Consider the following 25244-nt stretch of genomic DNA (forward strand, 5'->3'; position numbering starts at 1 on the left):
TGGACGCGCTTGTTCAGCAGACGACTGAGCAAGGGCGTACGGCGAAGTCGTGTGGTCCTGGCGCCGCGACGCTGGCGCTAAGTCGGCGGCATATGCTGCCGGCGATGGTGACAACAAGCCCGCTCACCAGGGAGAGCGCGATATAAGCCGTAAAGCCATTGCGCAGGGGATGTCGGAGTGTTCTCCGCTCACCTGTATGCTCGTGTGCATCTTTTTGTTGCGCAAGCAGCGCACACGAGACCGCGGGTGCAGCGCGCACCCGGCATTCCCTGCGCCCTCTATCTTCGGAGGCGCGACGAATTTTGAAAGACTCGGGCGCGAATGGCGTCGCGAGATCGCGAACGCACATTCAATCGTCATCCCCGCGAAGGCGGGGATCCAGTATTCCAGAGACACCAGTGATAGAACTGAAGCGCCGCGGCGTACTGGATGCCCCGCCGGAGCCTGTCATTCGGCCGGCCGGAGGCCGGACCGAGTGGCGGGGCATGACGACCGTGGTTGTCGCTTTGCTCCTGGCAATTACGGCGGTAGGCTTTGCGAAACCGCGCGCCAACGTTCGCGCCACGTCTTCGCCCGCCTCAAACCTTCAACTCACTCCCCGTCACCCGCCGATACGCTTCGAGATACCGCTTGCTGGTCGCATCCACCACGCTCTGCGGCAGCGGCGGTGGCGGGGCGTCGCCGTTCCAGCGGCCGGCTTTCCGCTCGGCGTCGAGATAGTCGCGCAGCGGCTGCTTGTCGAAACTCGGCTGCGGCTGGCCCGGCTTGTAGGCGTCGACGGCCCAGAAGCGCGAACTGTCGGGCGTCATCACCTCGTCGATCAGAATGATGCGGTCGTCGCCGGCGCGGCCGAACTCGAACTTGGTGTCGGCGATGATGATGCCCTGCTCGCGGGCGATTTTTTCGCCGAGCGTATAGACCGTGCGCGCCATCTGCTCGAGCTTGTGCCCGACCTCGTCTCCGACGATTTCACGCACGCGGTCGATCGTGATGTTCTCGTCATGGCCGGTCTCGGCCTTGGTAGCCGGGCTGAAGATGATGGGGTCGAGCTTTGCACTTTCCGTCAAGCCCGGTGCCAGCTCCTCCCCCGCCAGCGTCCCGCTCTCTGCATATTCCTTCCACGCCGAGCCGGAGATGTAGCCGCGGATCACGCATTCGATCGGAAACACGGTGGTGCGCTTGCACAGCATCGCGCGGCCAACGATGTCGTCGCGATGCTGCGCGAGATCCGGCACTTCGGCGATGATCGCATCCGCATCGGCGCTGATCATGTGATGCGGCACCACGCCTTCGAGCCGCTTGAACCACCAGGCCGAAATCTGCGTCAGCACCGCGCCCTTCATCGGGATGGTTTCCGCCATCACGACATCGAAGGCGCTGATGCGGTCGGTGGTGAGCAGCAGCACGCGGTCTTCGCCAACGGCGTAGATGTCGCGGACCTTGCCGCGTCCGATACGGGGCAAGGGCAAATCGCTGGCGAGCATCGCGTTCATCAGGTCATGCTTTCAACGGCTGTGCGCCCGCGGGCGCGCGCGACGGGGCAGGAGAGGGTGATTAGCTCACTCCGGCAGCGGAATGAACTCATGTTCCTGGGGAACCGCGGCAAAACGGCCGGTTTTCCAGTCCTGTTTGGCCTGTTCGATGCGTTCCTTGCTGGAGGAGACGAAATTCCACCAGATATGCCGCGGGCCCTCCAGCGCGTCGCCGCCCAGGAACATCATGCGCGTCGACCGAACCGCCTTCACGGTGATGCGGTCGCCCGGCCGGAAGATCAGCAGCTTTGGTCCCTCGTAACGCTCGTTCGCGATCTCGACTTCGCCGTCGACCAGGTAGATCGCGCGCTCTTCATGGTCCGCATCGAGCGGCACGCTGGTGCCCGCCTGCGCCGTCACTTCGGTGTAGAACCAGGGCGAAACCATGCTGACGGGCGATGTTACGCCGAAGGAGCTCCCTGCGATGATACGTGCCGTAAAGCCGCTCTCCTTCACCGTCGGAAGATTCTCGGCGGCATAGTGCTGGAACGACGGCGCGATCTCTTCCCTGCCGGCCGGCAGCGCGATCCAGCTTTGCAGCCCCAGCATTTTCTGGCCGTCGCGCCGCTGCACGTCGGGCGTCCGTTCCGAATGGGCGATGCCGCGGCCGGCCGTCATCAAATTCATCGCGCCGGGCTGGATCTCCTGGATGTTGCCTTCGCTGTCACGGTGCATGATGCTGCCGTCGAACAGATAGGTGACGGTGGCGAGCCCGATATGCGGATGCGGCCGCACGTCCATGCCCCTGCCGGCCAGAAACTGCACCGGGCCGAAATGATCGAAAAAGATGAACGGCCCGACCATCTGCCGCTTGCCATGCGGCAGCGCGCGCCGCACCGCAAATCCGTCGCCGAGGTCGCGCGTGCGCGGCACGATGACGAGATCGAGCGCGTCGCAGGACATGGGATCGCCGAGCACGGGATCGTTGGAGGGTTGCCAGCTCATGAGGAACTCCTTGCGTTTGGCCAGGATGATAGCAGAAATCGTCATTGCGAGCGACTTGTCCGCCGTAGCTCGAAGAGCGAAGGCGGAAGCGAAGCAATCCAGCTTTGCCGCACAAAGAAAGCTGGATTGCGTCGTCGCTCCAGCGCAAAATTGCTTCGCAATTTTTGTCGCGGGCTCCTCGCAATGACGGCGGTAAGCAAGTGCAGTCGGGATGAAGGGCGAAAAGCATGATCCCTCCATTGAAGAAGGGCGGCACGCTGCCGCAGCATGATTGGCCGGGGATCGAGACCGAACGTCTCATCCTCCGCCGATGGCGCGCCTCCGATATCGCCGCGAACACCGCGATGCTGTCAGATCCCGGCACCGCGCGCTTCATTGCCGCCGACGGCAAGCCGGTCGTCACCGAGCTCGCCGGATGGCGCAATGCCGCCGTGATGACGGGACACTGGGCGCTGCATGGCTTCGGCATGTTCGCGGTCGAGGAGAAGGCGAGCGGCAGATATGTCGGCCGCGTCGGGCCGTGGTCGCCGCCGGGCTGGCCCGATTTCGAGGTCGGCTGGGGCATCGCAAAAGAGTTTCGCGGCAAGGGTTATGCGCTGGAGGCTGCGGTCGCCTCGATCGACTGGGTGTTCGCCACCTTCGAAACCGATTACATGGTCCATTGCATCGAGGCGGAGAATGCGCCGTCGCAGAGCGTGGCGCGGCGGCTCGGGGCGAAGCTGGAAGGCGAGATCGATCTGTTCGGCCGTCTCGCCGGGCTATGGGTAACGCGGCGCGCGACGTGGAAGGGCAAAAACTGAAGCTATTGCCGTCCGAGCTGCGTGGCCTTCTCGACCCGGTCGAACCGTTCGAGCGACAGGATCGCATCGGCAAGCTGATCGGCGCGTCCGTTCAGCACCGGGCGGGCCAGCGTCAGAAATTTCTGCTGCATCGCTCGCGCGTCCGGGAACGAGTTCGGTTCGCCCGAGGGATCGGCATAGAGCCGCTCATGCACGCCGTCATCGGTGGTGATCGAGACGCGCGCGCCGAACGGATGGGTCCGGCCGATCTCGAGCCGGTCGTCCTGCACCACGTCGAACTTGTCGGCGAGCGCATCGACGGCCGCATCGCCAAGGCGCTCATAATCGTCCCAGCCAAAGCTGCCCTGGTCGAGCGCGACGGCGCCGGTGAAGAACATCGAGAACTGTCCGCCGACGATCGAGCTCGGATGGCGTTTGGTGGCGGCGTCGCCCGTCAGCGTGATGCCGTTGCGGTGCAGACCGACCTCGACCCGCTTGATCTGGTCCGGTGTCAGATTGTGCTCGCGCCGCATCGCGATCAGCGCATCGAGCGCGGCGTGGGTGTAGCGGCAGCTCGGATACGGCTTCACGCCGATCTTCATGGTCTCGTAGATCTTGCCGAGCCCGGCGGTCGCCTTGTCGGGATGCGCATCGTCGCTGTAGCCGACCAGCAGGCCGTGCTTGCCTTCGACGGATTGAGTCGAACCGATGAATTCATTGCGCGCCAGCGTTGCGGCGATCACGCCGTTCATGGCAGCGGCGCCGACCTGATAGCGCTTGTTCCAGGCGCCGTTGACCAAAAATTGCAGCGAGCCTGCGGCCTGGCTGCCGGAAACGCCGAACGCCGAGATGAGCTGCGCTTGCGAAAGCCCGAACAGTTTTCCGGCCGCCGCGGCGGCGCCATAGGTGCCCGCGGTCGCGGTCGGGTGAAATCCCTTTTTGTAATGCGAGGTCGGGTCGAGTGCGTTGCCGAGCCGGCAGCAGACTTCATAGCCTGCAACGATGGCGGTCAGCACCTCACGGCCGGAGGCGCCAACCATCTCGCCGACCGCGAATGCGGCAGGCACCACCGGCGCGCTCGGATGCAGCGAGGAATCCGCATGCGTGTCGTCGAAATCGAGGGAATGGCCGAGCGCGCCGTTGAGCAGCGCCGCCACCGCCGGCGTCCAGGTCTTGCTGTCGCCGAATACGGTGGATTCACCCTTGCCGTCGAGCGCCAGCGCTTCCAGCATTTTCAGCAACGAGGGAGTGGATTCCGCATCCCGCCTTGCCCGGATCGCGCTGCCGAGGAAGTCGAGCGTCAGCACCTTGGCGCGCTCCAGGACCTCCGGCGGAATGTCCTCGAATTTCAGGTCGGCGACATAGGCTGCGAGCGTTGCGGTTTCGTTGGCCATCGTGTTTCCTCGTTTGGCGCGCAAGTTAGGCGGCCTGATTTCTCCTTTCAAGCCGCCTCCCGGCCGCGGGTATCAGCTATGCTGGCCCTCACTTACCAAGCGCTTCGGTCGGCCAATTCTGGATGCGGCACATGATGGCTCTCTCCAAGCGCACGCTTGGCTCGCTCCGGGCCCGGAAGACGCAACTGGCGCTCGCGATCCGGATCGCCGTTGCGGCGGTCGCTGCCTATATGATCGCGGTCGCGCTGCATTTGATGCTGCCGCTATGGGCCGTGCTGACATCGCTGATCGTCACCCAGATGAGCGTCGGGCGTTCGCTGAAGGCGACCCGCGACTATATGCTCGGTACGATCGGTGGTGCGATCTACGGCGGCGCCATCGCGGTCCTGATCCCGCATTCCGGCGAGGGCGGTTTGCTGGCGCTGCTGGTGCTGGCGGTCACACCGCTGGCTTTCATCGCGGCCATCAATCCCAGCCTGAGTTCCGCCACCGTCACGGCCGTGATCGTGCTGCTGCTGCCGGCCATGCACCAGTCCAATCCGCTGGATTCAGCCATCGATCGGGTCATGGAGGTCACCGTCGGCGCGTTGACCGGGCTTGCCGTTTCCTTCCTGGTGCTGCCATCGCGGGCCGTCAGCCAGATCCGCGTCAATGCGGCGCGACTGCTGGAATTGATTGCGGACGCCTTTGTCGAATTGCTGGCGGGCCTGACGCGTGGCCGCGACAATGACGCCCTGCATCGTATCCAGGACGGTATCGGCACGGCGCTGGTCGGACTGAACGCAACCGGCGCTGAAGCGGAACGGGAACGCGCCGCGCATCTGTCGTCAGGACCGGACACCGGTCCATTGCTGCGGACGATCCTGCGCCTGCGCCACGACGTCGTGATGATCGGGCGTGCGACCGTGGTGCCGTTGCCCCTGGATGTGCAGGTGCGGCTTGCCGGTCCCTTGTCCGAGGTCAGCAAGGCGATCGCCCACTATATGCGCGCGGTGGCGGCTGCCTTGCGTGCGGGTGCCGGCGCGCCGGCAATTGCGCCGGTCCATGCGGCCCTGGAACGCTATGCCGGCGAGGTGGCGGCGGTGCGTAGCGAGGGCCTGATCCGCGGGCAGCCGGGCGAAGTAGCCGAGCGCTTCTTCGCGCTCGGATTCTCGCTCGAGCAGATGCGCCAGAATTTGTGCGATCTCGATCGCTGCGCCGTGGAATGGTCCGAAGTGCCACGGACCACAGCGGGTACAGAGGATCAATCGACGTAGACGGCGGGCAAGCTCAATATTGCCGCCCGCCGCCTCGATTTCAGGACAGGCCAACTGTCTTCACAGCTTGCGAATGTCGAGCCAGTAGACCGGTGCGGAATTCCTCCTGGCCTCCTCCATGAGATGCTTCGTTCCGCCGGGGCCGTCGCCGCCCTCGCCGTTCCAGAGGCAGATGAAGATCAACTTCGCGGGCCCGAAGCGCATGGCGCGCTCCAGCATCCAGAGATTATTGCGCTCGTACGGATCGGCGCCGGAAGGCAGCGGGCCGAGCTCATCGGGCGCAACATGCAATATGCTCCTGCTCCTGGCCTTGAGAAAACGGCTGCGCCAGCCGGCATTGGCGAAATCGACGGAATCAGCCAGAAAGGTGTTCTCGTCGAAACCAATATACATTTCGAGCGCCGTGCCGCGCGCGAGGCAAGCCTCGGCGAACAGCAGGTCGCCTCCGCAAGCCCCGCCGCAGATCGCCAGATCGTTCGGGCCGGCGGATACATCGGCGGTGTCGAGCAGCGCAGCAATTGCATCCGCCACGCTGCCTTCCTTGCCCGCCGGAAACCGCGGCTCCCTGCGATCGGCAGCATCGATCATGTGGCCGCTGAACAGCAGCACATGGCGGGGTGGGTTCGCCTTGTCCTTCGAACTCACATCAACCTCCAGCGGCTGTGCTGTTCCGCCCGTATCGTAGGCAGGCTAGATGAAATTTTGCTGCACGCCTAGGTTGGCGGCTTCCGGAATGGATCGCTTCTCGCGGCTATGCCGCGATCTGGCGCATCATGGCCCGGACGATCAGTCGGTGAAACGGCAGGATGATCGCCAGATAGGCTCGTCCAAGCCGGTTGTGGGTCAGCACCAGCGTGGTTGCGGTGATGGTCTGTAGGCTGCCCGCGCGCGCGACATCGACCACGACGCGAAAATCGAGGTGGCGGTCGTTGAAGCCGGCGACCAGACGCTGCGGCGTCTCGCTGACGACGGGAAAGATGCCGATCATGTCCCGTGTCGCCCCTGGTCCGGCCTCGCCCGCGCCCGATGTTTTCAGGCCGAACGGCGTGACCAGAATGTTTCGTAGTACCAACAGCGCGCGGGCCCAGCGCGGCTGCCGCCCGATCGTCCGCTCGGCGGCGCGGCGCGCATCGAACGCCGCGTGGTCGACGGCGATACGCCAGGCGTCGGCGAATTGCGCACCGGGTAGCAGTGCGCCCAAATCGATGTCGGGCTCGATCTCATCGACCTTCATGGATTGCCATTCGCTTCGACAGCAGATCGAACCGCCACACCAGCAGCGCGGCATAGACGGCGGTGCCGATGGAAAGACCGATCCAGACGCCGCGCGCGCCGAGCGGCGTCGAAAAGGCCAGCCACCAGGCGCTGGCAAATCCGATCAGCCAGTAGCTGACCACGGCGAACAGGAGCGGCACCCGCGTATCGTTCATGCCGCGCAGCGCACCGGCCGCGATGGTCTGGATTCCATCGGCGATGAAGAAGGTGGCGCCGATCACGAGCAGCGTCTCGACGAGGCTGATGGCCGCGCCCGCGCCGTCGGCAGCCGCACCGAAAAACAGATGCGCAATCCCGTCGCGGCTTGCGATCACCGCGAGTGTCAGCGCTGCCACCAGAGCAATGCCGAGCAGGATGGCGACAAATCCGGCGCGCCTGACGCCGTCGGCGTCGTTGCGTCCGACCGCGTGACCGACGCGCACCGTTGCCGCCATGCTGATGCCAAGCGGCACCATGAACAGGATGGCGGTGACCTGGAGCGCGATCTGGTGGGCGGCGAGCGCGGTGGTGCTGATCACGCCCATCAGCAGCCCGGCGGCGCCGAACAGGCCGTACTCCAGCAGGAGCGAGATCGAGATCGGCGCGCCGACGATGACGAGTTTTCGCATCAGGCTCCAGTCGATCCGCCAGATGCGGCCGAACGCGTGATATTTCCGGAACGGCCGCCGCCGGATCACGAACCACAGCGCCGCCAGCACCGAGCCGACATTGACGAGGGAGGTGGCGAGCCCTGCGCCGAACAGTTCGAGCCGCGGCAGACCCCACGCGCCGTGGATCAACAGATACACCAGCACGCCATTGGCCGGGATTGCCGCCAGCGTGATCCACAGGACAGGCTCCGGGCGATTGACCGCGCCCATGAAGCCGCGGATCGCAATGAACCACAGCGCCGGCGCGATGCCCCACGCCAGCCCGAACAGGTATTGCTGTGCCAGATGCACGCTGGCCGGCGCCTGGCCGAGCGCCAGCAGGATCTGCTCGCCGCGCAGCGGGAACGCCAGCATCGGCAGCGAGATCAAAAGTGCCGCCCACAATCCGACACGCAGCGCGCGCCGCACCATCCGCGGGTTGCGCGCGCCGAACGCCTGCGCCGCCAGCGGCGACACGGCCGAAACCAGCCCCATGCCGACCGTGAAACTGACGAAATACACCGTCGAGGCCAGCGCCGCAGCTGCCACCGCCTGATCGCCCAGCCGTCCGACCAGCGCAAGGTCGGTCGTCATCATCGCGATCTGCCCGAGCTGGGTAAGCGCCATCGGCAAAGCGAGCCGCAGCGTCTCGCGCAGCTCGATGGCAACATGATTGCCGGGTGTTGCCCTTGCGGACCGGTCGATCGACGCCGGTTCGACTTTGTCGAGAGAAGTCATGGAGGCACACTAGCATCGGCATAGGCCGAAAAGTTGGCTGTCGTCGCGACGCCTTCGCGCCTACTTCGTCCGTTCCGGCACCCGCTTGATCCTGGCGCCGAGCGCGTTCAGCCGCTCCTCGATGCGCTCGTAGCCGCGTTCGATCTGGTCGGCGTTGTTGATGGTCGACGTGCCCTCGGCGCAGACGGCGGCGAGCAGCATGGCCATGCCGGCGCGGATGTCGGGCGAGGTCATCACCGAGCCGCGCAGCCGGCTCGGACCTGCGACGATCGCGCGATGCGGGTCGCACAATACGATGCGGCCGCCCATCGCGATCAGCTTGTCGACGAAGAACATCCGGGATTCGAACATTTTCTCGAACATCAGGATCACGCCGTCGCACTGCGTGGCGGTGACGATGGCGATCGACATCAGGTCGGCCGGGAAGGCCGGCCAGGGCTGGTCTTCCAGTTTCGGCACGTGGCCGCCGAAATCGTCGTGGATCTTCATGGTCTGGTTGGAGGGCACGACGAGATCGTCGCCCTCGACGCCGCAGACGATGCCGAGACGCTCGAAGCCCATGCGGATCGAACGCAGATGTTCGACGCCGGCCTTCGCGATGCGGATCGGCGAGCGTGTCACCGCGGCAAGCCCGATCAGCGAGCCGACCTCGATGTGGTCGGGGCCGATCGTGTGATGCGCGGAACCTAGCGTCGAACCGCCCTCGATCACCATCGTGTTGGTGCCGATGCCGTCGATCCTGGCGCCGAGCGCGACCAGGAAGTGCGCGAGATCCTGCACATGCGGTTCGGAGGCGGCGTTGCGCAAATAGGTGGTGCCGCGCGCGGCGACCGCGGCGACCAGCGCGTTTTCGGTCGCGGTCACGCTGGGCTCGTCGAGGAACACGTCGGCGCCTTTGAGGCGGGAAGCGCGGAATTCGAGCCGATGGGTCGCGGTGACCGTGGCGCCAAGCTGCTCGAAGGCGAGAAAGTGAGTATCGAGACGTCGCCGGCCGATCACATCGCCGCCGGGCGGCGGCAACGCCACCTCGCCGCAACGGGCAAGCAGCGGTCCGGCCAGCAGGATCGAGGCGCGGATCCGCGCACACAGTTCGGGATCGAGATCGGCGGCGCGAATTTCCCTGGCGTGGATGGCCAGCGTATTGCGCGCCTGCCATTCCGCTGATGCGCCGACCGAGCGCACCAGTTCCACCAGCGTCTCGGTGTCGCGGATGCGCGGCACGTTCTCCAGCGTCACCGGATGTTCGGTGAGCAGCGCCGCCGCGATGATCGGCAGCGCCGAATTCTTGTTGCCGGACGGCTCGATCGTGCCCGAGAGGCGCCTGCCGCCCTCAACGATATACTGAATGGGCGGCACGGGATGTTCCTCTTACCTTATACGTCGACGTTGGCGGTCAGCGAGTTGTCCTGGATGAACTCGCGGCGCGGTTCTACCACATCGCCCATCAGTTTGGTGAAGATATCGTCGGCCTCGTCGACCTCCTTGACCTTCACCTGTAGCAGCGAGCGTTCGTTGGTATCGAGTGTGGTTTCCCAGAGCTGGTCCGGGTTCATCTCGCCGAGGCCTTTGTAGCGCTGCAACTGCACGCCCTTGCGGGCGGTCTCCGTCACCGCCTCGAACAGGCCTATCGGGCCGTGGATGACGGTCTCGCTGTCCTTGCGGCGGAGCGTGCCCGGCCGCGGATAGGCTTCCTGAAGCCTCGCCGCGTATTCGTCGAGCTTGCGCGCGTCGGCCGAGCCGAGCAGCGCCGCATCGATGATGGCGACGTCCTTTACGCCGCGCACGGTCCGCTCGAAGAAGAACCCTTCGCCCTCGGTGAAGCGGCCGGTCCAGCCGCGCTCGGCCTCATCGGCCTGCGAATCGAGGCGCTTTGCGATGTAGTCGGCAGCCGCGTTTGCGGTGTTGGTGTCGCTGGTGATCCTGGGGCTGAGCACGCCCGCGATCGCGGCCTGCTCGATCACCTTGCGGTTATAGCGGCTGTGCAAATTGTTCAGCACGTTGCGGATGACGCGCGCGTCGTCGACCAGCGACCTCAGGTCGCGGCCGGTGCGTTGATCGCCGGCGGCGAGGTGGAAGACGCAGTCATCGAGGCCGGTGTCGATCAGATAGTCTTCCAGCGCGCGCTCGTCCTTCAGATACTGCTCGGACTTGCCGCGCACCACCTTGTAGAGCGGCGGCTGCGCGATATAGAGGTAGCCGCCGTCGATCAGCTCCGGCATTTGCCGGAAGAAGAAGGTCAGCAGCAGTGTGCGGATATGCGCGCCGTCGACGTCGGCGTCGGTCATCAGGATGATCTTGTGATAGCGCAGCTTCGAGAGATCGAAATCCTCGCGGCCGATGCCGGTGCCGAGCGCGGTGATCAGCGTGCCGATCTGCTCGGAGCTCAGCATCTTGTCAAAGCGCGCGCGCTCGACATTGAGGATTTTTCCGCGCAGCGGCAGCACCGCCTGGAATTCGCGGTTGCGGCCCTGCTTCGCGCTGCCGCCGGCCGAGTCGCCCTCGACGATGAACAGTTCTGACTTCGCCGGGTCCTTTTCCTGGCAGTCGGCGAGCTTGCCGGGCAATGAAGCGTAGTCGAGCGCACCCTTGCGTCGCGTCAATTCGCGCGCCTTGCGCGCGGCTTCGCGAGCGGCGGCCGCCTCCACCACCTTGGTGACGATGGTCTTGGCTTCCGTCGGATGTTCCTCGAACCAGGCCGCGAGCGCCTCGTTGATGACGTTTTCGACCACGGGGCGTACTTCCGAGGACACCAGCTTGTCCTTGGTCTGCGACGAGAACTTTGGATCGGGCACCTTCACCGACAGCACGGCGGTGAGGCCTTCGCGGCAATCGTCGCCGGTCAGCGCGATCTTCTCGCGCTTGGCGTTGGCTTCGGCATAGCCGTTGACCTGGCGCGTCAACGCGCCGCGGAAGCCGGCGAGATGGGTGCCGCCGTCACGTTGCGGGATGTTGTTGGTGAAGCAGAGCACGTTTTCATGGTAGCTGTCGTTCCACCACAGCGCCGCCTCGACGGCGATGCCGTTGGCTTCCGAACGCACCATGATCGGCGCCGGCACGATCGCCTTCTTGTTGCGGTCGAGATATTTCACGAACTCCTCGACGCCGCCCTCATAGCGCATCGCCTCGCGCTTCTCGACCGCGTGGCGCTGGTCCGACAGCACGATGTTGACGCCGGAATTGAGGAAGGCGAGCTCGCGCAGCCGGTGTTCCAGCGTCGCGAAATCATATTCGACATTGGTGAAGGTTTCGGTGGAGGCGAGGAAGGTCACCTCCGTGCCGCGCTTGCCGTTGGCGTCGCCGACCACAGTCAGCGGCGCGACCGCATCGCCATGGGCGAACTCGATGAAATGCTCCTTGCCGTCGCGCCAGACCCGAAGCTGCAATTTGCTCGACAGCGCGTTGACGACGGAGACACCGACGCCGTGCAGGCCACCGGATACCTTGTAGGAATTCTGGTCGAATTTACCACCGGCGTGGAGCTGGGTCATGATGACCTCGGCCGCCGAGATGCCTTCGCCCTTGTGGATGCCGACGGGAATGCCGCGGCCGTCGTCGCGCACGGTGACGGAATTGTCGGCGTTGAGGATCACTTCCACCGCACTGGCGTGGCCTGCCAGCGCCTCGTCGATCGCATTGTCGACGACTTCATAGACCATGTGATGCAGGCCGGAACCGTCATCGGTATCGCCGATATACATGCCCGGCCGCTTGCGGACGGCATCCAGCCCCTTCAGAACCCGGATCGATTCCGCGCCATATTCAACAGGGATGGAATGGTCGGTGTCGGCAGGGGTTTGCCGCGCAGGTTCTGTCATGTGAGGCCTTCGAGGATGGTCCGAATCAGCGGCGCAAAACGAGGCGCTGATTCAGCTATTTGTGCCATGAAAGAAGCATTGCGCCTAGCGCAATCTATCGATCCACAACTTCTTGAATAAATAGGGTTTTTTGTCCCTGTTTCAAGGCCGCCGGAGGCCGATTCCGCGTCGCCAAAAAAGGGCGATTCGGCAAGCGAATCCATGTTCCTCCGGGGTCGAGTTTTGGGTGCCGGAGAGCCCGTGAATGGCAGAGCGCAAAAGACCTGCTAGAGAGGCGGCGCGGCGCCTTCCGTGCCGCCTCCCGCTCGCAGGATTGGCCGCTATTGTCCTTGCCGTCAGCTCAATACCGGCCCGATGTCGACGGCCTGCGCGCCATTGCCGTGATGCTGGTGCTGAACTTTCACGCCTTCCCGCCGGCGATGCCGGGCGGATTTGTCGGCGTCGACGTGTTCTTCGTCATCTCGGGTTTCCTGATCACCGGCATCATCGCGCGCGAACTGGAACAGCAGCGCTTTGGCCTGCTGACCTTCTACGTCAGGCGTGTCAGGCGGATTTTTCCGGCGCTGGTCGTGGTGCTTTGCGCCGTGCTGCTATTGGGCTGGCTGTGGATGCTGCCGGCGGCGTTTGCGCAACTGGGCAGCGATGTCTTTGCCAGCGCCGCGTTCCTTGCCAACATCGCGCTGCTGTTGCAGTCGGGTTACTTCGACGTCGAATCCGCGAAGAAGCCGCTGCTGCATCTGTGGTCGCTCGGCATCGAGGAGCAGTTTTACCTGTTCTGGCCGCCGATCCTGATGTTGGCCGCGCGGATGCGGCTGTCGGTTGTGACCGTCGCAGCCAGCCTTGGCGTTGCGTCCTTTGCGCTCAACGTCGCGCTGATCGGATCGAATCCGGTCGCTACCTTCTACCTGCCCTTCACCCGTGCCTTCGAGCTGTTGGCCGGTGCCGTGCTTGCCTGCCGGTGGGACAGTGTCAGCCAGAGCGTCACGGCCAGCAACTGGCGCGCCTGGCTCGGCGCGGCGATGGTCGCGGCGGCGGCGATGCTGCTCGACAGCCACAGCGCATTCCCCGGCTGGTGGGCGCTGCTGCCCGTGGTCGGTACGGCGCTATTGTTGTCGGCGCCGTCGTCGTGGCTTTGCCGAAAGCTATTGGCGAACCCGGCCTTCGTATGGATCGGATTGATCAGCTATCCGCTCTATCTGTGGCATTGGCCGCTTCTCGTATTCCTTGCCCAAATCAAATTCGCACCGCTGACCCTGATCGAGCGCGAATTGATCCTGCTGCTGACCGTGCCGCTGGCATGGGCCACTTACTACTTTGTCGAAAGGCCGATCCGCTTCGGCAAGCCGAGCACGCGCAAGATCGCTGGCCTCTGCGCAGCGATGGTGCTGGTTGGCGTGGCCGGCGGCGCCGTGGTCTGGGGCCGCGGCTTCGATTTCCGGCTGCCGGCGGAAATCCGCAGCCTCGCCGGCGTTCCTGCGCAACTGCCGGCCTGGCGATATCACCAGTGCCTGCTCGACCTCAGCCGCGAGACGTCGTTTGCCGAAAATTGCGCCGAGCGAAGCCGGCGGCCTCTTGTGCTCGTGTGGGGCGATTCGACGGCGGCCGCGCTGTTGCCGGGCCTGCGCAAGGCGCAGGAAACGAGAAGCTTTGGCATCGCGCAATTCACTGCAAGCTCCTGCATTCCCGCTGTCGGCGCCGACATCGCGGGCAATCCGAACTGCCGGACCGTCAACGACAAGGTGCTTGCGATCGCCCGCGACCTGAAGCCGGAAATCGTGCTGCTGCACGGCACCTGGCAGGAGCACATGGACGAGGTCGGCAAAACCGTCGCCCTGTTGAAGCAGACCGGCGCCCGCGTGGTCGTGCTGGGCGGCGTGCCATTCTGGCGGCGCGGACTGCCCAATGAAGTCTTGCGCTACTACATGCTGCGCCACACGCTGGTGCCCATGCACTTCAAGGGCGACATCGCGCCCGATGGATTTGAAGCCGTGTTGCGCGAAAAACTGGTTCCGTTGGGGGCTGAATTCATTTCGGCGCGCGAGGTGCTGTGCGACGCGGAAGGCTGCCTGACGCGAACGGGCGAGGGCGCCGCCAGTATCTCGACCAGCGATCAGATCCATCTCACGGAAGGCGGATCAACCTTTCTGGTCGAGGCGATCATCGAGCGGCTGCTTGGCAACAAGCCGTAAGCTGCTTCAGCCGCGCCGGCTGATCTTTCCCGACTCGACGTCGAAGATTTCGCCCGACGTGCCGATGTCGGCGAAGGCGGCAGGATCGGCGCCGGTCATCCAGACCTGCGCCCCAAGTTTTTGCAGTTCATCGAACAGCGCTCTTCTGCGGTTCGGATCAAGGTGGGCCACGACCTCGTCGAGCAACAGCAGCGGAACGATGCCGGTCATCTCGGCGACGAGGCTCGCATGGGCCAGCACGAGGCCGATCAGCAGCGCTTTTTGCTCGCCGGTCGAGGCGTCGCGCGCCGGCATGTTTTTCGGCGCGTAGGTCACCTTGAGATCGGTGGTATGCGGGCCATCCAGCGTGCGGCCCGCGGCGGCATCGCGCGCGCGGTTGCCGCGCAGGATATCGCGATAGCGGTCCTCGACCGCGGTCGCGGGCTCGGAAACAAGTGCGTTCTCCATCCAGCCGTCGAGCGCGATCTCGGCGGACGGGAATGCGGAGGCTTCGCCGCGCGTGCGCAGCATCGCGGCGAGCCTCGTCAGGGTCTGGCTGCGCGTTGCCGCTACCGCAACCGCAAGCTCCGCGGTCTCGCGCTCGATCGCATCGCACCAGTGGTCGTCGTAATTGCGCACTTCGAGCAGCCGGTTGCGCGAGCGCAAGGAGCGCTCCAGTGCGGAGACGCGGCCGGTATGATCGCTGTCGATCGCCAGCACCAGCCGGTCGAAGAACCGCCGCCGGTCGGATGCCGCGCCAAGGAACAGTCCGTCCATCGCCGGCGTCAGCCACACCATGCGCAAGTGATCGCCGAATGCGGTGGCCGAACCGACCGGCTCGCGGTCGATGCGGCAGCGGCGGCTGGTGCCGTTGGCCTCGCCCGCGGGCGCATCGATGCCTGTGCCGAGCGTCGCGAGCCCGAGCGCGCCCTCGACTTCGGCCGACACCGCCCAGGACCCGTTGCCCTGATTGTCGGCGACATCCTCCAGCGTCGCCCGCCGCAGCCCGCGCCCGGGCGAGAGAAACGAGATCGCCTCCAGGCAGTTGGTCTTGCCCGCACCATTCGGCCCGACCAGCGCCACCAGGTCGCCGTGCGCGTTCACGGTCCCCGCGCGATAATTGCGGAAATGCGTCAGCGACAGGCGGTGAATGCGGGAGGGGGTCATGCTAACTCGTCATTGCCGGGCTTTCTTCCCCTCTCCCCTTGTGGGAGAGGGTGGCGCCTCGCGAAGCGAGGCGACGGGTGAGGGGTTCTCACCGCTCGGCGAGCTTTGAGAGAATATCCTCCAGAACAGACGTGGGTTGCAGGACATCATTGTTCCAGTAACGCGCTATCTCGAAACCCTCGGCAATCAACGCGGTTTCCCTGACCATGTCTCGCCGGGAGTCGGCGTGCTGGCTGCCGTCGATCTCGACGACGAATCGCTTGGAGAAGCAGACGAAGTCGAGACTGTAATTCTGGAACGGGACTTGGCGACGAAACTTGAATGCCGCAAGGCGCCGGTCGCGGAGGAGACGCCACATTGCGGCTTCAGCATCCATTGGCTCGTGCCGCATCTTTTTTTGCGAACTTGCGGATGCGTTTTGCGACAGGCCGATGGTTTGGCGTTTGCGGCGCGAACCCCTCACCCGTCACCTCGCTTCGCGAGGCGCCACCCTCTCCCACAAGGGGAGAGGGAAGGTCTGCGCGTGTGTCGCGGTTTATCACACCCGCATCGGCATCAGCACGTAGAGTGCGCCCTTGCTGTCCTTGTCCTGCACCAGTGTCGGCGAGCCGGGATCGGCGAGCCGGAGCACGGCCACCTCGCCCTCGATCTGGGCGGCGATGTCGAGCAGATAGCGTGAGTTGAAGCCGATATCGAGCGCGTCGGAAGCGTATTCGACCTCGAGCTCTTCGGTGGCGCTGCCGGAATCCGGGTTGTTCACCGACAGCACAAGCTTGCCGCTCGACAGCGCCAGTTTTACCGCGCGGCCGCGCTCGCTGGAGATGGTGGAGACGCGGTCAACCGCGGCCTCGAAATCCTTCTTGTCGACGACCAGTTCCTTGTCGTTGTTCTGCGGAATGACCCGGCCATAGTCAGGAAAGGTGCCGTCGATCAGCTTTGAGGTCAAAACCACATTGCCGATGGTGAAGCGGATTTTTCCCTGCGACAGCTCGACCTGAACTTCCGCTTCATTGTCCTCGATCAGGCGCTGCACTTCGCCGACGGTCTTGCGCGGGACGATCACGCCGGGCATGCCGGTGGCGCCCTTCGGCAGGGCGAGGTCGATCTGGGCGAGGCGGTGGCCGTCGGTGGCAACACCGCGCAAGGTCGTCGTCTTGGCGCTGCCGGCCGAGTGCAGATAGATGCCGTTGAGATAATAGCGCGTCTCTTCGGTCGAGATCGCGAACTGCGTGCGGTCGATCAGCCGCTTGATGTCGGAGGCAGGCAGCGAAAACGAATGCGTCATGTCGCCGGCGGCAAGATCCGGAAAATCGCTTTCCGGCAAGGTCTGTAGCGTGAAGCGGGAGCGGCCGGCGCGGATCGCCATCACCGAGCGGTCGCCGTCGGCTTCCAGCACGATCTGCGAACCATCGGGCAATTTGCGGACGATATCGTAGAACATGTGCGCCGGCACGGTGGTCGAGCCGCCGGTTCCGGTCTCCGCGGCCAGCGTTTCCGTGACCTCAAGGTCGAGGTCCGTCGCCTTCAGGGACAGCTTTGCGCTCTCGGCGCGGATCAGCACGTTGCCGAGGATCGGGATAGTGTTGCGGCGTTCGACCACGCGGTGGACGTGGCCGAGCGATTTCAGGAGTTGCGCGCGCTCGACGGTAACCTTCATAGCAATATCCGCCCGATCCCCAGAGATGGAAAAGCCGGGGCGGCCGGAAGGCGCGCCGCGGCGTTTGAGACCCGAAAAGCCCGGTCAGTTACGGATTTGACCAAACCAGCGGGGGGACCGCAAGGTGGCGCGGATGGGGGCCAAGCGCAAGGGAGGGGAAACCCGTTCCCCACGTTTTACGGGAGATTTTGCCGGCCCTCCCGCGCAAGGAAAGGGCCGGAACAAGGTCATTCCTGCAACTGGCGCTTCAGCGATTCCACCTCTTCGGACAGCGCGGTGTCCTTGGCAACCAGTGCCTCGATCTTGCGCACGGCATGCAGCACCGTGGTGTGATCGCGGCCGCCAAAGCGCCGGCCGATCTCGGGCAGCGAGCGCAAGGTGAGCGTCTTGGCCAGATACATTGCGACCTGGCGCGGACGCACCACATTGGCCGTGCGGCGTGAGGACAGCAGGTCGGAGCGGCTGACATTGTATTGCCGTGCCACCACGCGCTGGATGTCCTCGATCTTGATCCGCTTCGGCTCCTGCGGACGGATCAGGTCACGCACTTCGCGCTCGGCCATTTCCAGCGTCACCGGCTGGTTGTTGAGCTTGGAATGCGCCAGCAGGCGATTGATCGCGCCTTCGAGGTCGCGGCCATTATGGGTGATGGCGCGCGCCAGATAATCCAGCACCTGGTCGGGCACGTCGAAGCTCGCGTGATGGGCGCGCGCCGCCGCGACGCGCGACTTCAAGATGCCGAGCCGCAGCTCCTCGCCGAGCGAACCCATCTCGACCACGAGGCCGCCCGCAAGGCGCGAGCGCACGCGGTCATCCAGGCTTTCCAGATCCGACGGCGGGCGGTCGGCCGCGATCACGACCTGACGGCCGGCATCGATCAGCGCGTTCAGCGTGTGGCAGAACTCGGCCTGCGTCGACTTGCCTTGCAGGAACTGCAAATCGTCGATCACGAGCACGTCGATGCCGCGCAGCGCTTCCTTGAAGGCGAGCGCCGTCTGCGTCTTCAGCGCGGCGACAAAGCCGTACATGAATTTTTCGGCCGTGAGATACAGCACCTTGCGCTCGCTGCCCGAGTTGCCGGCCCAGGTCACCGCCTGCAACAGATGCGTCTTGCCGAGGCCGACGCCGGCATGGATGTAGAGCGGATTGAACATCACGGGATCGCCGCGCCGTCCCTCGGCGACCTGGCGAGCCGCGGCATGGGCCAGCGTGTTGGAACGTCCGACGACAAAGCTGCCGAAGGTCAGGCGCGGGTCGAGCGGCGAGCCGCCGAGTGCGTCATGGCTGGCCGAGACCGGCGCGATCGCATTGGCGCGCAGTTCCGACGCCGGACGGCTGTCAGTCCGCTCGACACGGCGCGCTTCCAGCGGCGCCGCCGCCTCTTTCGCCGGCGTGGCGCAGCGCATTGCGGTGCGCACGGTGAGGTCGATACGATGGACTTCCGGCATCTCGGCCTGCCAGGCCGAGAGCACGCGCTCCACATAATGCGCCTGGATCCAGCTCTTGAGGAAACGGGTGGGAACCGAGAGACGTACGCTCTCGTCCTGCACGCCTTCCAGATCCATGCGCGCAAACCAGCTGGTGTAGACGTCTTCCCCCACGCTCGAACGAAGCCTGCCCTTTACCCGCGACCAACGATCCTGTTCCGTGTTTGTCATTGCTCGATAACTTTTCTCAAAGAGTAATGTTGCCAGCGAAATTGCCGTGCAGGTTTCCTGCCAAGCGCGACCTCCAACGAAGCTTCCTGTTCCGGGACGTGAGTCATCGTTCGGCGAAAACGCCGCGTCAGGTCACAAGCTCGGAAAAGAAGAAGCCTCGCGAGGTCAGCGCGTACTCGAAGGCGTGTCCGGAGACGGCGTGAAGAATTCAGTGGCGCTGGAGTCGTAGTTGTCCAATACGGCGTCGTTCGAAATTTGCATTTGGTTCAATGCAGTGCTGATTCCGTAAAGCATTACTACCTCCCCCTCCCGCCGCGACTGGTCGCGGCGGTTCTTCGTGTCGCTGCTGGTTCGAACCTCGATCCGCGCTTCCGAACACCTGAATGCTCGGGCCGCTACGCCGCGGACCTCGGTCAGTTCTCGTCAACCCGCTTGCAGGCTACGCGTTCCCCGCTGCTGATGTTGACCGGTGCCGGTTTTCCCCTTGTCCGGAGCGCGCGAAACCTTGCGCGTTACGTCTGAGAAATTTAGACACAGAACAACCGTTCTCATATTGCTATGAGTTACGAACTCAGCACCGCTTTTGAAAGCGTCGCTACGCGCACACCGCCGCCGATCTGCGCGTCCACCCTTGGTTCTCTAACCGCGCTGGTCTGGAGAGCTTGGGGCGCCGCGAGCCATGTAGTGATACAACATTGGTCATCGCTGACAATCCGTTGAATCGAACAGCGCGGCGACTCTTCGGTTAGTGTTGCGGCGTTGCAATGCGAAGCGCGAACTCAAGTTTTTGAATCACCGTACAGATTCGCGCACATGACAAACCTGAGCGCAGTCGCAAAAAATTTTCACAAAATCATCAAGGTTGCGGCAGCAAGAGGTGCTTTTCGAAATGCTTGCTGGCGCTATGTGGATAAGTGATTAGCGAGTCGAAGTTTTTCGCGATTGTTTTTGAGGGTAACCCTTGTCCCGCAAAACTACCGCCTGGCTCCAACTTATGCCTGCCGTACAATGGCTTTTCGCATCTGCTCAGAACGTCGGCGCAAAGCGAAAGCGCGTCGGAAAAATTCCGCTCGTGACGTTCCGGAAAAATACGGACGCAGGAAATATGACACGGCTTGCCTCGCCCAGCAATCGGACAAAGAGACACGCCGTGTCACAAAGCGACGTGTCACAAAAGAAAAAGGCCCGGACGATGCCGGGCCTTTGACGAATAACTTTTTCTGTCAGCCGACTTTCTCAGTCAGCTCACGCTTCAGTCAGCTCACTTGCATCTCACTTGGCGAGCTTGGCGATCTGGTGCGTCAGCCGCGAAACTTTCCGGCTCGCATTGTTCTTGTGAATGATGCGGCGCTGCGCGGCCTGCATCAGTTCGGGCTCGGCATTCTTCATCGCCTTCAGCGCCGCCTCGCGGTCGCCGCTCTTGATCGCTTCCTCGACGGTGCGGACGGCGCCGCGCAACTTGGTCCGGCGCGCCTTGTTGACGACGGTGCGGCGGGCAATCTTGCGGGTCGCCTTCTTGGCGGAACTCGTATTGGCCATCTTCTCAAATATCCTTCGGCAGTGACCGACCGCGGCTGGCCGGGCTCCCTCGCCCTGGCCGTTCAATCCAGTGATCGACGCTGATATGTTTCCGGGTGTTCTCTGGAGAATGCCATGGCCGGAGCAAATGGGCTCTCGGGGACGGCGCCGCTCAAAGAACAGCGGCGGCGGGATTGCGCCCGCCGCCATTGCCGGTCTTATAGAGGGCGAGCCCTGCACCGTCAACGCTTTCCGGACCCTCCCGGGGCCCCTTGGGGCCGACCGAATGGCCGCCATATAGGGCTGATAAACTGCTGATGAGGTTGAATTTCTGCGGTCCCCCCGGTAATGGCTGAGGCCGGCGCGGGGCGGGCGCATTATCAGGGTGGGACATGATCCGCGGTTTCTTCCGACTTGTGGGGCTATTGCTGCTGGCCGGCGGATTCATCTTCGTGGTCTATGACGGCGCCCGCTGGGTGGCCGACCAGAACCTGAAGTTCACCCGTTTCGGCCAGTTCTGGAACGATATCCATCAGAGCAGCCAGCAGGCATTCCGCGCCTGGGTCGAGGCCCATGTGCCCTGGCTCTGGGACAGCGTCGTCAAGGTGCTTCTGGACCAGCCGGTGTTCGCCGTCATGGGCGTACTGGGGATTTTGCTGATGATCCTGTTCCGGCCGAGCAAGCCGTTGATTGGCTATTCCCGCGACTGAACAGGCGCCGGCTTCACCGTAACGGCACTGCCATCGGCGGCGTAAAGACATATATAGATGTCATTCGCTGAGGCAGTTCCGGCCTCAGCCGATTTCCCGCCTGGAGGCAATCCATGTTGTTCATGCGAAAGTCCAACGCCATCCCGAGCGCGTCCGAGGCATTGCCGGGCCGCACCGCGCCGATCCCGACCGCCAAGCATCATTTCGTCAACGGCCGCCAGTTGCAGCCGCCTTATCCCGAAGGCCTCGAACAGGCTGTGTTCGCGCTCGGCTGTTTCTGGGGCGCCGAGCGAAAATTCTGGGAACTGGGCGACGGCATCTTCACGACTGCGGTCGGCTATGCCGGCGGTCACACGCCGAACCCGACCTATGAAGAGGTCTGCTCGGGCCGCACCGGTCACACTGAAGTAGTGCTGGTCGTGTTCGATCCGAAGAAAATCTCTTACGAAAAGCTGCTGAAGACGTTCTGGGAAAATCACGATCCGACGCAGGGCATGCGTCAGGGCAACGATATCGGCACGCAATATCGCTCGGCGATCTACACGTTCAGCGATGCGCAGGCGAAAGCCGCCGCGGAGTCGAAAGCGATGTACGAGAAGGCGCTCGCCGCGAAACGATACGGCGCCATCACCACCGAGATCGCGCCGGCGGGTCCATTCTACTTCGCCGAGGACTACCATCAGCAATACCTCGCCAAGAATCCGGCCGGCTATTGCGGACTTGGCGGCACCGGCGTGTCGTGCCCGATCGGCGTCGGCGTGAGTGCGTGACGACTCATCGTCATGGCCGGGCTTGACCCGGCCATCCACCTTCTTCCTTGCAGCGTGGCTCGCAAGACGTGGATGCCCGGCACAAGGCCGGGCATGACATGGTCCAGCCTCCCAAAAACCATTTGTTAACCATAACCGGTGCAAGACTAGGGCTGTCTCGCTTCAAGGGATGGCCCAGGTGCCGGTTTTGCGCGTGTTTCGACTGCCGATCGTTGCTGTTGCGGCTGCGCTCGCGCTGTCGGGCTGCATGCGCTCGGTCGCGCCAGTCGCCGTGGCTCCGCCCGCCGATCTCGATTCCATCGCCTATGGCCCGCCGGTTGCGCCGGCGCCCGTTGTCGTGGATTCCTCCGGCGGTGGCGCCATCAGCGCGCTTCGTGGCGCCTTTGCCTCACAATCCCGGCCGGTTGTTTACGCCGCCGCTCCGCCGCCGGTCGCTTACGCCGCGCCAGCACCGGTGCAATACGACTCCGCCTATCATCTCGACGCCGGCGACAGGCTGCGCGTGGTGGTCTACGGCCAGGAAGGCCTGACCAATACCTATGCCATCGATGCCGCAGGTTCGATCACCATGCCCTTGATCGGCTCGGTTCCCGCGCGCGGCCGCACGCCCGCAAGGCTCGCGGCGGAAATCGCCGCACGCCTGCGCAACGGCTTTATCCGCGAGCCTTCCGTGGCGGTGGAGGTCGAGGCGTACCGTCCGTTCTTCATCCTTGGTGAAGTGCAGGCGCCGGGCCAGTATCCATACGTTCCGAACATGACCGCCGAAAGCGCCATCGCGATCGCTGGCGGCTATTCTCCGCGCGCGCGGCGGGACAGCGTTACGGTGACGCACACCGATGCTTCCGGCACCGGCCGCTTTGTCGTGCCGCCGGGCACGCCGATCAGCCCGGGCGACACCGTGGTGGTCGGCGAGCGCTGGTTCTAAGCAACGCTCTCTCCGTCATTCCGGGACGCGCCTCTTGGCGCGGGCCCGGAATCCATAGCCACGATCGTGAGTATGGATTCCGGGCTCGTGCTTCGCGCGCCCCGGAATGACGAGGAGAGGGAGTTTGCCGCGGCCTATTTCTTCAAGTGTTTCGCAAAAAATTCCATGCTGCGCGGCCAGGCAATGTCGGCGCTCGCCTTGTCGTAGCTGGCGCGCTCGTCGCAGTGAAAGCCGTGCTGCGCGCCGGGATAGATGAACACCTCGACCTCCGGCCGCTTCGACTTGATGGTCTCGACATCGGTCAGGGGGATGCCGGCATCCTTCTCGCCGAAATGCAATTGCGTCGGCACGGTCGGCTTGTCGTCGGCAAAGCGCACGATCACGCCGCCGTAGTAGCCGACCGCGGCGGAAAGCCCGGATAGTTTGGTTGCCGCCGCATAGGCGATGCTGCCGCCCAGACAAAAGCCGATGATGCCGACCGGGCCCACGCCCTTGACGGCATCGATCGCGGCTTGGGTGTCGCGCAGCATCGCCGGAAAGTCGGGATTGGCGATGAATTTCCGCGCATTGGCGATTTCGTCGGGCGAATAGCCGGTCTGGAAATTCGGCTCGGTGCGGTCGAAGATCGACGGCGCGATCGCGACATAGCCTTCCTTCGCAAGCCGATCGGTGACCGAGCGGATGTGGTGATTGACGCCAAAAATTTCCTGGATCACCACGATGGCTCCTTTTGGGCTGCCCGTGGGATCGGCGCGATAGGCGCCCAGCTTGAATCCATCCGATGCAGTCAGCGTGATATCTTGTCCCACGGCTCATCCATTCCTTGTTGGGTGTTGCACGAATTGTCTAAGAGATGAGGAAGCTACTGCCACATCCAGTTGTGGCCCCAGTCGCCCTTCCAGCCGGCCAGGCGTCCTTTGCGGAATTGCAGATAGAGCCGGTCCTTCTTGAAGAACAGCCCGCTGCCGCCGACGTCGCGGAAGGCGAGAAAGATTTCGTCGCCCGGACGGCCGCGGACGTAATTCAGCGGCACGCCGAGCGCGGTGGCGGCTGCTTGCGCGTCCATGCCAAAGGACAGCGGAATGTTGTTTGACAGGGTTTCGGTGAATGGTGGCGGGTAGGGGCCGCCGATCGGCGGCAGGCCTTGCGCGCCCGCTTGTGTCGCCACGGCGGTCAGCAACAAGGAAACGGCGGCGATGATTTTCATGACGCCGCCTTCTGCTGCTGTCTCGTATCGAGTCTATCGAGGAACGACACCACTGCGTCGTTGAATGCCTTTGGCTGGTCGATATTGGCGGCGTGACCGGCCGCGGGGATCACGACCTTCTCCGCGCCAGGAATTTTCGCGGCCATGTAATCGGAAGCGGCGAGGAACGGCGTGTCGTCGGCGCCGACCACGACCAGCGACGGCACCTTGATGTGGGGCAATATCTCCATCACGCTGGCGTCGCGCTGGGTCAGCATGCCGCGCGCCGCCCGCGCCAGCCCGGTGGCGTCGCGATGGGTCACGCTGGCGCGCTCGGCGCTCAGCGACTTCAGCACCGCAAGCCCCTCGCGGTCGAACCGGTCGGCGGTCTCATGCGCGCGCTTGTTCCAGGCATCGCGCGCATCGTCCTTCTTGAAACCGGGGCCGGTATCGATGATCAGCAGCGCGCGCACGCGCTCGGGGTGCGTGCGATAAAACGCCAGCGACATGTAGCCGCCGAGCGAAAGCCCGCCGACGATCGCCTTGTCGGCGTCGGCCGCGTCGAGCAGCGCGGCGATGTCCGCGACCGTCAGCGCCTCGCTATAGAGCGCCGGATTTTCCGGATAATCGGATTGGCCATGGCCGCGCATGTCCCAAAGCACGAGCTTGTAATGCTTCGATAGCGCGGCGATCTGGCCCTGCCACATCGCAGAGGTCGACGAGTAGCCATGGGTCAGGATCAGCGGCGGTCCGCTGCCATGCACCTCATAGTAGATGTCGACCCCGTCACGATTGAGTTTTGGCATCGTGTTTCCCTTGGCCCTTCCTCGGCATTTTCAGCGGTTGCTTCGAGCATACCGCGATCCCTCGGCGGTTGGGAAATGCGCAAATGTAGGAGGCCGCCCACCCCAGAACATTGCATTGACACACCTGTGACAAGGGCTTGCCGCAACGCACAAGGTCAGCCGTCAAAATTTTATTCTCTTCGACCGATTCCAAATTGAATTGCCTCTAGTCGGAAACGGGATCATGCTCCGCGGCCAACTGGCCGCTTACCCGGTGGGCCGCCAGCCATCCCGAACGTGAGTTGCCGCCGTAAGCGGCATCCGACACCGGAAGGGG

At 64.1% G+C, this 25244-nt stretch carries 21 protein-coding genes and 1 pseudogene; 6 read left to right on the forward strand and 16 right to left on the reverse strand.

Annotated features, from left to right (window positions below; genetic code table 11):
* Positions 1–578: 578 nt before the first annotated feature.
* Together JQ628_RS23315 and JQ628_RS23320 are read right to left on the reverse strand one after the other, a co-directional pair.
* Positions 579–1493, reverse strand: a complete 915-nt coding sequence (locus JQ628_RS23315; RefSeq protein ID WP_212225660.1) for a phosphoribosylaminoimidazolesuccinocarboxamide synthase — start codon at positions 1491–1493, stop codon at positions 579–581.
* A 66-nt stretch (positions 1494–1559) separates the two neighbouring features.
* Entirely contained in the window at positions 1560–2477 is a 918-nt protein-coding gene (locus JQ628_RS23320) for a pirin family protein (RefSeq protein ID WP_212225661.1), read from the reverse strand.
* Positions 2478–2704: 227 nt separating this feature from the next.
* Here JQ628_RS23320 and JQ628_RS23325 point away from each other — a divergent pair, with 227 nt between their 5' ends.
* Entirely contained in the window at positions 2705–3277 is a 573-nt protein-coding gene (locus JQ628_RS23325) for a GNAT family N-acetyltransferase (RefSeq protein ID WP_212225662.1), read from the forward strand.
* Positions 3278–3279: 2 nt separating this feature from the next.
* Here the strand turns inward: JQ628_RS23325 and JQ628_RS23330 are convergent, their stop codons facing one another.
* On the reverse strand, positions 3280–4650 hold the full coding sequence (locus JQ628_RS23330; protein WP_212225663.1) for an MmgE/PrpD family protein: 1371 nt from the start codon (positions 4648–4650) through the stop codon (positions 3280–3282).
* Positions 4651–4784: 134 nt separating this feature from the next.
* On the opposite strand from JQ628_RS23330, the gene JQ628_RS23335 reads away from it, so the two are divergent.
* Positions 4785–5906: an FUSC family protein gene (locus JQ628_RS23335; protein ID WP_212225938.1), complete on the forward strand. Its 1122-nt coding sequence runs from the start codon at positions 4785–4787 to the stop codon at positions 5904–5906.
* A gap of 60 nt (positions 5907–5966) precedes the next feature.
* On the opposite strand, the gene JQ628_RS23340 is transcribed toward JQ628_RS23335, so the two are convergent.
* The 5 genes from JQ628_RS23340 to gyrB all read right to left on the reverse strand — a co-directional run bounded on the left by JQ628_RS23340 (position 5967) and on the right by gyrB (position 12363).
* Positions 5967–6551 carry a hypothetical protein gene (locus JQ628_RS23340; protein ID WP_349628108.1) on the reverse strand — a complete coding sequence of 195 codons (585 nt, stop codon included), beginning with the start codon at positions 6549–6551 and terminating at the stop codon, positions 5967–5969.
* A 106-nt stretch (positions 6552–6657) separates the two neighbouring features.
* On the reverse strand, positions 6658–7140 hold the full coding sequence (locus tag JQ628_RS23345) for a DUF2867 domain-containing protein (RefSeq protein WP_212225664.1): 483 nt from the start codon (positions 7138–7140) through the stop codon (positions 6658–6660).
* Positions 7127–8548, reverse strand: coding sequence for an MATE family efflux transporter (locus tag JQ628_RS23350; protein ID WP_212225665.1), 1422 nt, complete (start codon positions 8546–8548; stop codon positions 7127–7129). Before JQ628_RS23350 ends, JQ628_RS23345 begins: the two co-directional genes overlap by 14 nt.
* A 60-nt stretch (positions 8549–8608) precedes the next feature.
* Entirely contained in the window at positions 8609–9904 is a 1296-nt protein-coding gene (gene murA, locus JQ628_RS23355; protein ID WP_212225666.1) for a UDP-N-acetylglucosamine 1-carboxyvinyltransferase, read from the reverse strand.
* 17 nt (positions 9905–9921) lie between these two features.
* Positions 9922–12363 (reverse strand): DNA topoisomerase (ATP-hydrolyzing) subunit B, encoded by a 2442-nt coding sequence (gene gyrB / locus JQ628_RS23360; protein ID WP_212225667.1) that lies wholly within the window; start codon positions 12361–12363, stop codon positions 9922–9924.
* A 329-nt stretch (positions 12364–12692) separates the two neighbouring features.
* Here gyrB and JQ628_RS23365 point away from each other — a divergent pair, with 329 nt between their 5' ends.
* On the forward strand, positions 12693–14552 hold the full coding sequence (locus tag JQ628_RS23365; RefSeq protein WP_212225669.1) for an acyltransferase family protein: 1860 nt from the start codon (positions 12693–12695) through the stop codon (positions 14550–14552).
* A gap of 6 nt (positions 14553–14558) precedes the next feature.
* On the opposite strand, the gene recF is transcribed toward JQ628_RS23365, so the two are convergent.
* The 5 genes and pseudogenes from recF to rpsT form a co-directional block, all read right to left on the reverse strand.
* Positions 14559–15698, reverse strand: a complete 1140-nt coding sequence (gene recF, locus JQ628_RS23370) for a DNA replication/repair protein RecF (protein ID WP_212225671.1) — start codon at positions 15696–15698, stop codon at positions 14559–14561.
* A gap of 88 nt (positions 15699–15786) precedes the next feature.
* Positions 15787–16168, reverse strand: a pseudogene (locus JQ628_RS23375) (endonuclease domain-containing protein).
* Positions 16169–16236: 68 nt separating this feature from the next.
* A complete protein-coding gene (dnaN, locus tag JQ628_RS23380; RefSeq protein ID WP_212225673.1) occupies positions 16237–17355 on the reverse strand; it encodes a DNA polymerase III subunit beta in 1119 nt (372 codons plus the stop codon).
* 227 nt (positions 17356–17582) lie between these two features.
* Positions 17583–19013, reverse strand: a complete 1431-nt coding sequence (gene dnaA, locus JQ628_RS23385) for a chromosomal replication initiator protein DnaA (RefSeq protein ID WP_212225679.1) — start codon at positions 19011–19013, stop codon at positions 17583–17585.
* Between the two features lie 1272 nt (positions 19014–20285).
* Positions 20286–20552: a 30S ribosomal protein S20 gene (gene rpsT, locus JQ628_RS23390; RefSeq protein WP_212225681.1), complete on the reverse strand. Its 267-nt coding sequence runs from the start codon at positions 20550–20552 to the stop codon at positions 20286–20288.
* Between the two features lie 371 nt (positions 20553–20923).
* Between rpsT and JQ628_RS23395 the strand changes: the two genes are divergently transcribed.
* From JQ628_RS23395 to JQ628_RS23405, 3 genes are all read left to right on the forward strand, one after another.
* On the forward strand, positions 20924–21241 hold the full coding sequence (locus tag JQ628_RS23395) for a hypothetical protein (protein WP_212225683.1): 318 nt from the start codon (positions 20924–20926) through the stop codon (positions 21239–21241).
* Positions 21242–21354: 113 nt separating this feature from the next.
* Entirely contained in the window at positions 21355–22011 is a 657-nt protein-coding gene (gene msrA / locus JQ628_RS23400; protein ID WP_212225687.1) for a peptide-methionine (S)-S-oxide reductase MsrA, read from the forward strand.
* A 169-nt stretch (positions 22012–22180) separates the two neighbouring features.
* Positions 22181–22936 carry a polysaccharide biosynthesis/export family protein gene (locus tag JQ628_RS23405; RefSeq protein WP_249128292.1) on the forward strand — a complete coding sequence of 252 codons (756 nt, stop codon included), beginning with the start codon at positions 22181–22183 and terminating at the stop codon, positions 22934–22936.
* 134 nt (positions 22937–23070) lie between these two features.
* Here JQ628_RS23405 and JQ628_RS23410 read toward each other — a convergent pair whose 3' ends face one another.
* From JQ628_RS23410 to JQ628_RS23420, 3 genes are read right to left on the reverse strand one after another with little or no spacing between them, the layout of a single operon-like run.
* Positions 23071–23745: a dienelactone hydrolase family protein gene (locus tag JQ628_RS23410; protein WP_212225690.1), complete on the reverse strand. Its 675-nt coding sequence runs from the start codon at positions 23743–23745 to the stop codon at positions 23071–23073.
* Positions 23746–23798: 53 nt separating this feature from the next.
* Positions 23799–24143: a hypothetical protein gene (locus JQ628_RS23415; protein ID WP_212225691.1), complete on the reverse strand. Its 345-nt coding sequence runs from the start codon at positions 24141–24143 to the stop codon at positions 23799–23801.
* A complete protein-coding gene (locus tag JQ628_RS23420; protein WP_212225692.1) occupies positions 24140–24928 on the reverse strand; it encodes an alpha/beta fold hydrolase in 789 nt (262 codons plus the stop codon). Before JQ628_RS23420 ends, JQ628_RS23415 begins: the two co-directional genes overlap by 4 nt.
* Positions 24929–25244 lie beyond the last annotated feature (316 nt).

Origin of the sequence: Bradyrhizobium lablabi (assembly GCF_018129385.1) — a bacterium.
In the GTDB taxonomy this organism is placed as follows: Bacteria; Pseudomonadota; Alphaproteobacteria; order Rhizobiales; family Xanthobacteraceae; genus Bradyrhizobium; species Bradyrhizobium lablabi_C.

What these genes read in the sequence shown, in the direction of transcription:
- JQ628_RS23315 (WP_212225660.1), bottom strand. Translation starts at nt 1,493, where the DNA reads ATGAACGCGATGCTCGCCAGCGATTTGCCCTTGCCCCGTATCGGACGC.
- JQ628_RS23320 (WP_212225661.1), bottom strand. Translation starts at nt 2,477, where the DNA reads ATGAGCTGGCAACCCTCCAACGATCCCGTGCTCGGCGATCCCATGTCC.
- JQ628_RS23325 (WP_212225662.1), top strand. Translation starts at nt 2,705, where the DNA reads ATGATCCCTCCATTGAAGAAGGGCGGCACGCTGCCGCAGCATGATTGG.
- JQ628_RS23330 (WP_212225663.1), bottom strand. Translation starts at nt 4,650, where the DNA reads ATGGCCAACGAAACCGCAACGCTCGCAGCCTATGTCGCCGACCTGAAA.
- JQ628_RS23335 (WP_212225938.1), top strand. Translation starts at nt 4,785, where the DNA reads ATGGCTCTCTCCAAGCGCACGCTTGGCTCGCTCCGGGCCCGGAAGACG.
- JQ628_RS23345 (WP_212225664.1), bottom strand. Translation starts at nt 7,140, where the DNA reads ATGAAGGTCGATGAGATCGAGCCCGACATCGATTTGGGCGCACTGCTA.
- JQ628_RS23350 (WP_212225665.1), bottom strand. Translation starts at nt 8,548, where the DNA reads ATGACTTCTCTCGACAAAGTCGAACCGGCGTCGATCGACCGGTCCGCA.
- gyrB (WP_212225667.1), bottom strand. Translation starts at nt 12,363, where the DNA reads ATGACAGAACCTGCGCGGCAAACCCCTGCCGACACCGACCATTCCATC.
- recF (WP_212225671.1), bottom strand. Translation starts at nt 15,698, where the DNA reads ATGACCCCCTCCCGCATTCACCGCCTGTCGCTGACGCATTTCCGCAAT.
- dnaN (WP_212225673.1), bottom strand. Translation starts at nt 17,355, where the DNA reads ATGAAGGTTACCGTCGAGCGCGCGCAACTCCTGAAATCGCTCGGCCAC.
- dnaA (WP_212225679.1), bottom strand. Translation starts at nt 19,013, where the DNA reads ATGACAAACACGGAACAGGATCGTTGGTCGCGGGTAAAGGGCAGGCTT.
- rpsT (WP_212225681.1), bottom strand. Translation starts at nt 20,552, where the DNA reads ATGGCCAATACGAGTTCCGCCAAGAAGGCGACCCGCAAGATTGCCCGC.
- JQ628_RS23395 (WP_212225683.1), top strand. Translation starts at nt 20,924, where the DNA reads ATGATCCGCGGTTTCTTCCGACTTGTGGGGCTATTGCTGCTGGCCGGC.
- msrA (WP_212225687.1), top strand. Translation starts at nt 21,355, where the DNA reads ATGTTGTTCATGCGAAAGTCCAACGCCATCCCGAGCGCGTCCGAGGCA.
- JQ628_RS23405 (WP_249128292.1), top strand. Translation starts at nt 22,181, where the DNA reads ATGGCCCAGGTGCCGGTTTTGCGCGTGTTTCGACTGCCGATCGTTGCT.
- JQ628_RS23415 (WP_212225691.1), bottom strand. Translation starts at nt 24,143, where the DNA reads ATGAAAATCATCGCCGCCGTTTCCTTGTTGCTGACCGCCGTGGCGACA.
- JQ628_RS23420 (WP_212225692.1), bottom strand. Translation starts at nt 24,928, where the DNA reads ATGCCAAAACTCAATCGTGACGGGGTCGACATCTACTATGAGGTGCAT.